Source organism: Candidatus Methanomethylophilaceae archaeon (assembly GCA_017524805.1).
Classification (GTDB): Archaea; Thermoplasmatota; Thermoplasmata; order Methanomassiliicoccales; family Methanomethylophilaceae; genus Methanoprimaticola.
The window spans coordinates 1-10,926 of the sequence record JAFXUX010000041.1; the positions used below are offsets into that span (position 1 = coordinate 1).

Consider the following 10,926-nt stretch of genomic DNA (forward strand, 5'->3'; position numbering starts at 1 on the left):
CTTGCGCTAGTGAGCGTTGCTACCAGGTGGATCTGGGCGGACTCCTCGTCGTCGAAGGGGTGCGCCCCGCGTTCGCAGGTGATTACCGCGATGGTCTCTTCGCCCCGCCTTATTTCCCGCAAAGAAGAGCCAGGTGTTCTCCACTGCGGCTGACAACCAGCCGGCCGTCACCATCGTCGTCTGCCAAGGCGACCGCAAGATGGCGCGTGACAACAAGGTGCTGGGCGAGTTCAACCTCGATGGTATCCCGCCAGCTCCGCGCGGCATGCCGCAAATTGAAGTGACGTTTGACATTGACGCAAACGGCATCCTGAACGTCTCCGCCAAGGACAAGGGAACCGGCAAGGAGCAGACCATCACCATCGCGTCCTCCAACAAGCTCAGCAAGGACGAGATCGACGCCATGGTCAAGCAGGCCGAGCAGTTCGCCGACGCAGACAAGAAGAGGATGGAGCTCGTCGACATGCACAACCAGGCCGAGACCTCCATATACACCGTCCGCAAGACCCTCGAGGATCTCGGGGAGAAGGTCACCCAGCAGGAGAGGGCTTCCATCGAGGCCGCGATCTCCGATCTGGAGGCAGCCAACAAAGGCGACGACGTCGGCGCGATCAAATCCAAGGTCGAAGCTCTGATGAAGTCCATGGAACCCGTCAGCCAGAGGATCTACTCGTCCGCTCAGCAGGGCCAGGGCCAGGGTCCCGGAGGATCGGCCGGAGGCGCTTCCGGCCAGACATCCCAGGAGCCTCCCAAAGACGACTACGTGGATGCCGACTACAAAATCGTCGACGACTGAAGGTGCGCGGAATGCCGAGAGACTACTACGAGGTGCTCGGCGTCGACAAAAACGCCGACGCTGACGCCATCAAGAAGGCCTACAGGAATCTGGCGAAGAAGTACCATCCTGACGTTTCCACCGAACCCAAGGAGGTCGCCGAAGCCAAGTTCAAGGAGATATCCGAGGCCTACGAAGTGCTCTCGGATCCAGAGAAGAGGAGCCTGTACGACCAGTACGGCTTCGAAGGCGTAAACCAGCAGTTCGGGCAGGGAGGATTCACCTGGGACAACTTCACCCACGCCGACGACATAAGCGACATCTTCGGAGACCTTTTCGGAGATCTGTTCGGCGGCGGAAGGCGCAGCAGAGGCGGCAGCGGCCGCGGCTCCGGGTCCCAGGGGGAATCCCTCAGGTACGATCTGGAGATCACCCTGAAAGAAGTCCTCGAAGGGAAGAAGGCTAACATCGACGTGCCCCACACCGTGCTGTGCGAGTCCTGCAAAGGGACCGGCGGCAAGGACGGGAAAGTCTCCGTCTGCGGCAAGTGCGGTGGCTCCGGGCAGATCCAATCCGTATCCAGGACCCCGTTCGGGAACATGGTCTCCGTCAGGGACTGCCCCGAGTGCCACGGAACCGGGAAGAGCTCCGCGGAGAAGTGCCCGCAATGCCGCGGTACCGGAAGGGTGAACAAAGAATCCCACATCAGCCTCAACATCCCCAAGGGAGCCGACGACGGCATGAGGCTGAGGGTGTCCGGCGAAGGCAACGCAGGATACAACGGCGGAGCCCCCGGAGACCTTTACGTGGTCATCCACGTGAAGCAGGACAAGAAGTTCGAGCGCGACGGGGACAACCTCTGGACCGGGATCGTCACAACGTATCCCAAGCTGGTCCTCGGGGGCGAAGAGACCGTCGAGACCCTGGAAGGGGAGAAGGCCCTTCTCACGATACCTCCGGGGACCCAGGTCGGATCCGTCCTCAGGATATCCGGCAAGGGGCTTCCGAGAGTCAACTCGTCCTTCAGAGGCGACCTTCTGGTCAGGGTCACCATCGATGTCCCCAAGAGGGTCTCCGAAGAGGAGCGCGAGCTTCTGAAGAAACTGGACGAGTCTGCCGGCAGCAAGAAGGCCTCCGGCGGAAGGAAGAGGAAATCCACCCTCCGCGAGAAGCTGGACGACATCATAAACTGAATCACGGCCCTTCGGGGCCTTTTTTTATTATCGAATTACGCGCGGCCAACCCGCACATCGGATCATATCGATGGCGCGGGCAAAACAGGCATGCCATATTCCGTCGCGCAAGGCTTCGGCGTCAGGTATCATGGCGCATAGATTATGGCGCTATTTTGTTAAAAATTCTTGAAATCAATGCATATAACTACATTATTTTCAGGGATTTGATAATCATGAACCCAGGTTCAGGCCAATGATGGATGGAAACCATCTCGAACCTAATCGATTCTTTGAATTATGCGGATGTTGCAGCCTTCTTTTATGATTGATTATTGGATGTATGATACATCGGCCCATCGTAATTGATTTACACTTCAATTCTTCTTTAAATACACTGGCAGATTACTCCAATTCCAAGGGGTCAAAATGGACAAGAGAATCATAATCGTGATAATTGCGGCGGCAATAATTGCCGTGGCCGCAGCCTCTGTCATATTGCTCACGGGCTCTTCCAACGAGGAAGACCACCGCAGCGCATCCTTCGAAGATACGCGCCTGAGAATATATGGGAACGCGAACGGCGACGATTGCATAGACAAGACCGATCTGGGCATCGTCAATTGGATAGTCTCATCCAACACCGACAGCGACAAGGCCAACGATGTCGACTGGAAGAACAAGTATCCTCTCGCCGACGCCAATTATGACGGGGCCGTCGACTCGAACGACGCGGACGTCGTTAAGAAGATCATAAACAAAGAAAAGACTCGCATGTATTATTTCAACAAGTATGAGAGGGTCACTTACGTCAATTATCCGATCAGCGATAAGATCGGGGCGGAGTACCTCGTCATGCAGCTCCTCCCTGCCATAAAATCCTACAGCATGCTCAAGGCCGTGGACGATACCACCCCGACCATCTACAGCAATGTCTACCCCGGAGTGGACAAGATGCCTGTCATGGGAACCTGGAGAGAGATAACCATCGAAAATCTGAATGCGCTCTATGAAGCCGGGACGATCGGAACGTTCATGCAGTGGACCGGAGGGCAGAACGTGGATTACATCTGGGACAAAGCGGAGAAGTCGGGTCTGGCAGACAAGACGTCTTTCGTCATAGTGCCTTGCCAGGGGCCCGATGTGATCCAGGGCGTGCTGGAGCTCGCATGCATGCTCGGAAACCAGAGCCTTTCTGACGATTACAGGGAATGGTATGACAAGGCGATGGATCTGATGGATTCCATCGACAAGAAGATCGGATCCAAGAAGACGGTCACCGCGGTCAGATGCTACAATGATAAGGTCTCCGCCATCGCTGCTTTCGGATCCGACCAAGGCCCTGCCCTTTGGTTCAACAAAGTCATCAATTTCCAGGACGAATACAAGGGAAAGACCAACTTCACTTCCATAGGATCGATCGAGAACTTCACCGCATCTGCCACGGACGAGGTCGTAGTAATGTTCCAGAAGAACTGCGACTGGAAGGACTTCAACGGGCTCGTCGAAGATTATCTGAAGGCGGTGTATTCATCCACGGACCAGTTCAAGAACCAGAAGATGTACGTCGTGGACTTCGAGATGATGCCGTTCGCGGCCGGGCCTGCGGGATGCTACATCCTTGCGGCATTCCTGTATCCCGAACTCTTCAATCTCGATGATGCCTTGGACTTCCTGCAGAAGTACCTGGACGATTTCGCGGTGAGAGAGGGAGCCAACGCCCGCGAGGGATTCACCTACACGGGTACCGGCTACAACAAGTGAGGCGAAAGACTATGAGATCCGATGGACAGGCAGACTATGCGAAGAAGGCTGCGGCGATATGGGCGTCAGAGGACGATCTGGATGCATCAGATTCGAGGGCCGCCATCGCCGACTACCACGTATCCGAGATGCGCAAGCTATTGTTCACGTTCATCTGCGTGGTAGCCGCCGTGGTCGTCGCAAGCCTGTCCATCACCTACGGGACGATGGGCATAGGTTTCTTCGATTGCTATGCCATCATCTGGGACCACATCACAGGAAATATCGATGACAAGCTTCTCGACTACATTGTGGTCGATGAGCGCCTTCCCAGGATCGCAGCGGCCCTCATAACCGGCGCCGGTCTCGCCATAGCAGGATGCGTGATGCAGTCGGTCATGAAGAACCCGCTCGCCGATCCTTACACTACCGGGATATCGTCCGGGGCTGGGTTCGGAGCGACTCTCGCCATCACGCTCGGGCTGACGATCGTAGGCGGGAACTACTCCATCGTCGTGAACGCATTCGTCTTCTCTCTCGTGCCCATGGCGATCATGCTGGCTGTCGGCAAACTGAAGAAAGCGTCGCCGACCATGATGATAATGGCGGGGATAGCCGTGATGTTCATCTTCAACTCCTTTTCCACGGTGCTGAAGCTCCATGCGAACCCGGATGCGCTGGCATTGCTCTATTCGTGGACGGTCGGCACAGTCGCGGATTGCACATGGTCCGAGATACCGATCATGGCAGCGGTCACCGCAGCGGGCATAATACTTACGCAGATGCTTTCGCGCAAGCTTAACATCTTGGCCACCGGAGACGACAACGCAAAGGCGATGGGACTCGACGTGGAGAACATGAGGATACTGCTGCTGCTTCTGATATCTTTGGTAGTGGCAACGGTGGTCAGTTTCACAGGGCTCATAGGGTTCGTGGGATTGGTGGCGCCCCATGTGTGCAGGATATTCGTCGGAGCGGACAACAGGTATCTGGTATTGTCGTCGGCGATGTTCGGTGCGGTGCTGCTGGAGGTAGCTGATTTCATAGGCCGCACAGTGATCGCGCCCGCGACGCTGCAGGTGGGTGTCGTGACGGCGTTCATAGGCGGACCGATGTTCCTGTATCTCATATTGAGGCAGAAGAGATCGGTTTGGTGATGGCATGAGGATCGACATAGAGAACATGGATGCCGGTTACGGCAGCAAAAAGATCCTCCAAGATATCGAACTCCATCTGGAAGGTCCGGGCCTGACATGCATAATCGGGCCGAACGGCGTGGGCAAATCGACGCTGATCAAATGCATGAACAAACTTCTTTCGCCTATGTCGGGCTCAGTCAGGATCAATGGGAAGGATATCTCGGAGATGAGCCGCAAAGAGGTCTCCGAGATCATCTCATACGTCCCCGTGCAGTCGGACGACGTTTTTTCGATGCCGGTGTTCGATACCGTCCTGATAGGCAGAGCCAACAAAGGAAGATGGAAGACCAGCGCGGAGGACATAGTGCGGGTCAAGAAGGCTCTGCAGGTCCTCGGTCTGACGGAGCTCTCCGACAGGCCTTTCAACGAGCTCTCGGCAGGGCAGCATCAGACGGTCGCCATCGCCAGGGGTCTGGTGCAGGAGACCGAGATACTCATCCTCGACGAGCCCACATCCAATCTGGACATAAGACACCAGATATTCATCACTTCGCTGATGCATGAGATAGCCTCCGCCAAGGGCGTCATGGTGATAATGATCAGCCACAATCTCAATATCGCATCCATGTTCGCCGACAGGATAGTGATGATGGAAAAGCCAGGCAGGATCAGGCAGGTGGGGACGGCTCATGAGGTAATCACCGCCGAGAACATTTCCGAGGTCTATAACGTGGGTTGCGAGATCGTAGAGCACCAAGGGAGGCCGGTCATGCTGCTGGATCAATTCCTGTATGAGGCCGACGGACCGGACCTATGAGGCACCCGGCCGGCCGCTTTCCATTCCATGGGGTTCAGGGGACCGTTATTGGATTATATATCCATAAGGCAATCTCTGTCCTATGTTGATAAGATTCTGGGTGGAAGGCTATCGCTGTTTCGGAAAGCGTCTGGAATTGGATCTTACCGACAAGAAGAATTACCGCTTCGGCGTGGAATGCGTCAGAGGGGATTTTCTAGACAAGATGGTCGTCATCGGAAGCAACAATGCCGGGAAGACTTCCTTGGGATTCGCCATGACGGACATAGTGTGCACCGCAGGAGGATTCTCCAAGGATATCGGCCAGAAGAACGTGGAATGCTTCCTGAACAAGGATACGGAGGCGGATGTCGCCACATTCCATTATGAGCTATCCCATAGGGGTTCAATCGTCACATACGAATATTCCAAATCCTCGCCTGACGATATGGTTGCCGAGTCATTGATGCTGGACAGGCATCTTGTGTACAGATACGATCTCAGAGACGGGAAAGGTCTTGAATACGATCCCGACCGCCTCAGAATCAGGTCCATTCCCAATATCGGGAAGGACAGGTCTCTGATAATGAGGATAACGGAGTCTTCGTTCGTGGATCCCGACAGCGCCGTAGGTGTGGTGATCAGTTTTGCCACCCATTCTCTGTACTATATGGCCATGTGGAAGATGGACGTCCACATCGGCCTCATAGATGAGGAGGATAATACTGAGCGTTATCTCGTGCGTAACGGCCTCGTCCCGGAATTCCAGAGTTTTCTCCGGGACCAATGCATGGTGGACATTGATCTGCTGTCATGCGAAGGGAATCTGCTGGTGAAGAAATCGCACGGTTAGATGCCGTTCAGGGAATCCGTTTCGAGGGGCACGATGATATTGTGCCGCCTTTTCGGCTGGATAAAGCGCTGCCAAGACCGTGACGCGCTCATATTCTTCGACGATTTCGATGATATGTTCCATTACAGGACGGCGGAAAACGCGATAAAGTACATAATCTCCCGCAACAAAGCCCAATGCATATTCGTCACGCACAACACGGGTTTGGTATCCAACGATTTCCTCCGCCCGGACTGCTGCTTTATCATGGACCAGGGAAGCTTGAGTTCCCTGGCGAGCCTGACGGACAAGGACATCAGAAGAGGGCATAACCTCGGGAAGATGCTCCGCGAAGGGGAGTTCGACAGGGTCGGTTGAACAGGCTGTTGAGGATGTACATCACGCCTTCCATGCCCATAAGAGGCTCCTTCAGGAAAGCAGGGCCGGAAGAGGATGGGAACCCTATGTCGATCCCTTTCCCGCATCTGCCCGAAGCCTCCTCCAGAACCGATATGTTTCCGGGTGCGAACAGATAATCCGGGCTGTCATCGTCTTCGACCATGCCGAAAGAATCCATCAGGAAGGCTCTCAGAGGCTGTTTGGCCGTATCCGGCGCGATGATATCGAACGTCATCCCGTCCAATCTTTTGGAAGCCAGCGTAACCCCTTCGTACGCGCGGCGTCTGCTCTTTTTCAGCATGGAAAGCCCATGCTCGGGCATGACGCCGGTCACTTCGCCTATTTTAATTAGAAACTCCTCGACGGCATCGAATCCAATGGGGCATTTACCGATGGATATCGTTTTGGTGCCATACTCCTTCTCATAATATTCCGCGGTCTTCCCGCCGTAAGCCGGATCCACTACGATATTGTACTCTGCATTGACGGAATTCTTGATGTCATCGACGGTACAGCCAGCACCCAGCGCAGACACCACCGTGAAACCTGCATCCTTCAGCAGATGGGAGAGCTCATGGCGGAAGCTGCTCCAATCCTTGTGCATGATGCTCAGGCCGACTATATTGATACCTTTCACTATAGTGCTATTCCTCTCTGGATTTAGGAATTTCACGATCTCGCATATGCACCGGTCGAACCCTTCTATAGCTGACGATGGGAGGCTGTCGGTGTCAAGGAACAATGTGGCAGGACTTCTGGACGCTCTTTTGCAATCGTCTCCCACCATGGATATCCCCGGAGAGCACATGAGAACCTTAAGACTATAGTCTTCTGCATCGACGTGCTCCATCACGCCCATCAATTTTTCTAAGGTGCCCCCGTAATAGTCCTCCGGGCGGACGTTGGAATACGGTATGGCATTGTCTTTCCCATAGAATCTGCCGTCACGAACGGCTGTGCGGGGCATCAGAGATTGCGATGGCAGCAATCCTTTTCTGCATCCGGTCTGCCCGTGCAGGATGACCGTAGCATCTTTGATGCCTTGTACGGCCATCGCCGCGCCTATGAATCCGCTCGGTTCCAGATGCATTCACTCACCCCACATTTTCCAGCCTTGCTTGTGGCTGGATTTCAGATATTTCCATACCGACCGCATCACATCTATGGAGGAGCGATGGGTATAGCAGCTGTCGATTCTCAAGCCATTCCCAAGCGAATCCGTCATGTCAATCACCGCATCGAAAGAACCGGCGTCGATGGCTTCTGCCACCGATTTCATAGAACAATCCGTCCTGACATCATATCTGACATCGCTTTTCGGCCCCAAAGAGCGGAACTGTATGGAGCATCCGCATTCCGAAAGCGCGTCAGCCACCCATGCATCCTCCTTCGGGTCCCATGAGACGATGCATATGCTTTTGCCCTCTAAATCCGGGGAGTATCTTGCCGCCGCCGATCCGAATTCCGATGCGATCCTGGAAACGGCCGCGGAATAATCTTCCCCTGTAATGCCAGACAACGATTCTATCCATCTGGCCGTCTCTTCTATGCCCTTAGGCAGCGGAAGCTCCATGAACTCTATCCCCTTTGATTCCAGGATCTCCTTCACGATCAGGTTGTCTCTTCTGCCGTCGCCCAATACGGCCGTGCCGAATCTGCGGAGCCCGATGATGTCGCGGACCGAGCAATCGCTCAGGAATCCCGGGCCGGATATCAGGCCCAACTCGGATACCAGAGAATCGACGTATCTTCTGTTCCTGCCTTTGTTCAGCTCGATGAATGTGTCGTCTATGACGTTCACGCAGTGTTTCATCGGTTCGATTCCCGTATCTATCAGTTCGGACAGCGCCCTGATGACCTCTATATGCGCATCGAAACCGGAATCCACGCGGTTGGCATCGACGTAAAGAATTCTTTTCCCTGGATTGCCGTCTGCGATCTCATCGATGACACGCTTCGCATCGTCGCCTATCATCCCGGGGAGGCATGTGGATATCACCAGCACGACGTCATTCTTTTCGGCCAGCGGCGCCAGAACGTCTCTCAGATTCTGGTTCCCGCCGAAAATTGCGCTGCATGCGGTCATGGATGAGCATACGATGTTGTCCCCGGAGGGAACGAACGCTTCCTTATCGTGCGAATGATGCTTTATGCGCTCGGAAGAGATCTCGCTCAGCATGGTGTATCCGCAGGAATCCGTCCCGTGGATGACCACAGGTATGTCAGATACTTTCGCTCCTTCCAGGACAGCGGAAACGGGTCCTTTCCCGATTCTCCGGGGCCTGACGGCGGCAGGGGCCGATTTTTGCTCAGATTTATTCTCTCTCGCATCGAAAGATCCCCTTTCCCCTAAGGCCCCGGCAGAATACAGTCTGTCCAGCTGAGAGTCCGTCAGAGGGGTGGGCGAAACGCATCTTCCAGCGTCGAAAGATATCAGCAGCGAGGCCAATTCTCTGAACGATTTCGATTCATCAGAGCCAGGATACATCTCAGAGACAGTCAGCCCTTCAGACTCTGCTGCGCGGAAAATCTCCGATCTTCCGACCCTGCAGATGATCGGGATCCCGGCGGATTCGGAGAAGCTCTCTACCAGGCGGTCTTCGCCGTCTATCCCCCTTCTGTTCAGAACTATCCCTATGATGCGGCCCCTGGATTCCTCGAACGACAGCGAACCTTTCAGTATGTTGTTGGCGGCGAACAGCGACATGTACTCGCCGGATGTGACGATGATTATCGCGTCGGAATACTCGGGGCGCATCGGCACCGCGAATCCTCCGCAGACGACATCGCCAAGCACGTCGTATATCGTGAAATCGTGGCCCAGAGATTCGACATCCATCTTGCTGAGGGTCTGAAACATCCCGACGATCCCTTTTCCGGCGCATCCCACGCCTGGACGGGGGCCTCCCGCTTCGATGCACATCACCCCTCCTGCCCCTATGTTCACCACATCTTTCAGATCCCTTCTGGATGGGGGCACATCCATCATGTATTCGGTGACGGTCCTCTGCGCCTTTCCTTTCAGCAGAAATCTCGTCGAATCGGCTTTCGGGTCGCAGCCTATCTGCAGGACTTTTTTCCCGAGCGAAGACAGAGAAAAGGATAGGTTCGAAGAAATGGTGGATTTGCCGATGCCGCCTTTGCCGTAGATCGCTATTCTCATCTCGCAGCCTCTGACTGAAAAACAGGGAGGCAGTGTTTAAAGAGGGCGTCAGACGTAATTGTTTTACGCTATGTGATAGCAAGACTTTCGATTATGGGGGTCGCGGATGGCCCCTCCAATTATTCCTAAATCATCAGGGATTCTTTTGATCAGCGCAATATTTCCCTAAAATAACAGGGAAAATCATTCGTCAATGCAAAACAGAGGATCTTAAGTTACGAAGTCGATCAACGGCAAAGGGAAAGGAAGTGCTCAGAGACACACAAATGTGTTGACCCAGGCCATCGAGGCATTTCCCTATGTCTCGCAGTTAACAGCAAACGTATGTCTGCTATCCTCTCATAAGAATGCGATAGACAGCACCCCTCTGTAATGAGTGCGCATACGGATGATTATGATAATAATCTCGTTAGGATCGTCTGTATCTCTCACTTCGTAGACCAGGATGATCCTTCCTGTTGATCCTGCGGGAATAGGCCCCCCTATATTTTCCCGATAGTTCCTCATATTTTGGGGGAGTGACGAAAGGATCCTTTGATATCAGCTCGAGCAAGCTGTCAATCTTATTTTTTTGGCAGGCCCTTTTTAATTCTTCGTAATCATTTTCGGCTGTCTTATACATTTTAACGATGTATTCAGGCATGCCATGTCACCATGTCTTCTGTGGGCGTCTTCTTGGCGTCTTCGATATCTTTGGCCATATCGGGGTCGGACAGGAGATAGGTGGTCTATGAGGGTACCAGAAGTTGAGGATGGCGCCGAGAGAGAGAGAGTGTCCTCAAGAGTCGCAAGCTTGGTAGGATCGGCCTTCTTCCTGTCGATTGTGATAGAAGCAGTGGGCTTCTTACCAGTAACTTCAACAGGTGTTGTAGATACTTCCCAGCTGAACTCGATTGCTTCCGGAGAA

Annotated in this window: 9 protein-coding genes and 1 pseudogene; 7 read left to right on the forward strand and 3 right to left on the reverse strand. The window is 54.1% G+C overall.

What is annotated here, in order from left to right:
• Window positions 1-115 precede the first annotated feature (115 nt).
• The 7 genes and pseudogenes from IKP20_08550 (at window position 116) to IKP20_08580 (ending at window position 6,835) form a co-directional block, all read left to right on the forward strand.
• Window positions 116-796, forward strand: a pseudogene (locus IKP20_08550) (Hsp70 family protein).
• Window positions 797-807: 11 nt separating this feature from the next.
• Entirely contained in the window at window positions 808-1,968 is a 1,161-nt protein-coding gene (gene dnaJ, locus IKP20_08555) for a molecular chaperone DnaJ (GenBank protein ID MBR4504995.1), read from the forward strand.
• Between the two features lie 408 nt (window positions 1,969-2,376).
• Entirely contained in the window at window positions 2,377-3,711 is a 1,335-nt protein-coding gene (locus IKP20_08560) for a hypothetical protein (protein ID MBR4504996.1), read from the forward strand.
• Between the two features lie 11 nt (window positions 3,712-3,722).
• A complete protein-coding gene (locus IKP20_08565; GenBank protein MBR4504997.1) occupies window positions 3,723-4,847 on the forward strand; it encodes an iron ABC transporter permease in 1,125 nt (374 codons plus the stop codon).
• A 4-nt stretch (window positions 4,848-4,851) separates the two neighbouring features.
• Complete coding sequence (locus tag IKP20_08570) at window positions 4,852-5,646, forward strand: ABC transporter ATP-binding protein (protein MBR4504998.1); 795 nt, start codon at window positions 4,852-4,854, stop codon at window positions 5,644-5,646.
• 82 nt (window positions 5,647-5,728) lie between these two features.
• Window positions 5,729-6,478 carry a hypothetical protein gene (locus IKP20_08575; protein ID MBR4504999.1) on the forward strand — a complete coding sequence of 250 codons (750 nt, stop codon included), beginning with the start codon at window positions 5,729-5,731 and terminating at the stop codon, window positions 6,476-6,478.
• A complete protein-coding gene (locus tag IKP20_08580) occupies window positions 6,479-6,835 on the forward strand; it encodes an AAA family ATPase (GenBank protein MBR4505000.1) in 357 nt (118 codons plus the stop codon).
• Here IKP20_08580 and IKP20_08585 read toward each other — a convergent pair.
• From IKP20_08585 to IKP20_08595, 3 genes are all read right to left on the reverse strand, one after another.
• The gene (locus IKP20_08585) at window positions 6,774-7,946 is read right to left on the reverse strand and encodes a hypothetical protein (protein ID MBR4505001.1); all 1,173 of its coding nucleotides are present in this window, start codon (window positions 7,944-7,946) and stop codon (window positions 6,774-6,776) included. The genes IKP20_08580 and IKP20_08585 overlap by 62 nt on opposite strands.
• Window positions 7,947-10,019: an AAA family ATPase gene (locus tag IKP20_08590; protein ID MBR4505002.1), complete on the reverse strand. Its 2,073-nt coding sequence runs from the start codon at window positions 10,017-10,019 to the stop codon at window positions 7,947-7,949.
• A gap of 409 nt (window positions 10,020-10,428) precedes the next feature.
• Entirely contained in the window at window positions 10,429-10,662 is a 234-nt protein-coding gene (locus tag IKP20_08595; GenBank protein ID MBR4505003.1) for a type II toxin-antitoxin system YoeB family toxin, read from the reverse strand.
• Window positions 10,663-10,926 lie beyond the last annotated feature (264 nt).

Excerpts from the sequence above, each read along its gene's own strand:
- IKP20_08580 (MBR4505000.1), top strand. The coding sequence starts at position 6,479 with ATGCCGTTCAGGGAATCCGTTTCGAGGGGCACGATGATATTGTGCCGC.
- dnaJ (MBR4504995.1), top strand. The coding sequence starts at position 808 with ATGCCGAGAGACTACTACGAGGTGCTCGGCGTCGACAAAAACGCCGAC.
- IKP20_08565 (MBR4504997.1), top strand. The coding sequence starts at position 3,723 with ATGAGATCCGATGGACAGGCAGACTATGCGAAGAAGGCTGCGGCGATA.
- IKP20_08595 (MBR4505003.1), bottom strand. The coding sequence starts at position 10,662 with ATGCCTGAATACATCGTTAAAATGTATAAGACAGCCGAAAATGATTAC.
- IKP20_08585 (MBR4505001.1), bottom strand. The coding sequence starts at position 7,946 with ATGCATCTGGAACCGAGCGGATTCATAGGCGCGGCGATGGCCGTACAA.
- IKP20_08570 (MBR4504998.1), top strand. The coding sequence starts at position 4,852 with ATGAGGATCGACATAGAGAACATGGATGCCGGTTACGGCAGCAAAAAG.
- IKP20_08590 (MBR4505002.1), bottom strand. The coding sequence starts at position 10,019 with ATGAGAATAGCGATCTACGGCAAAGGCGGCATCGGCAAATCCACCATT.
- IKP20_08575 (MBR4504999.1), top strand. The coding sequence starts at position 5,729 with ATGTTGATAAGATTCTGGGTGGAAGGCTATCGCTGTTTCGGAAAGCGT.
- IKP20_08560 (MBR4504996.1), top strand. The coding sequence starts at position 2,377 with ATGGACAAGAGAATCATAATCGTGATAATTGCGGCGGCAATAATTGCC.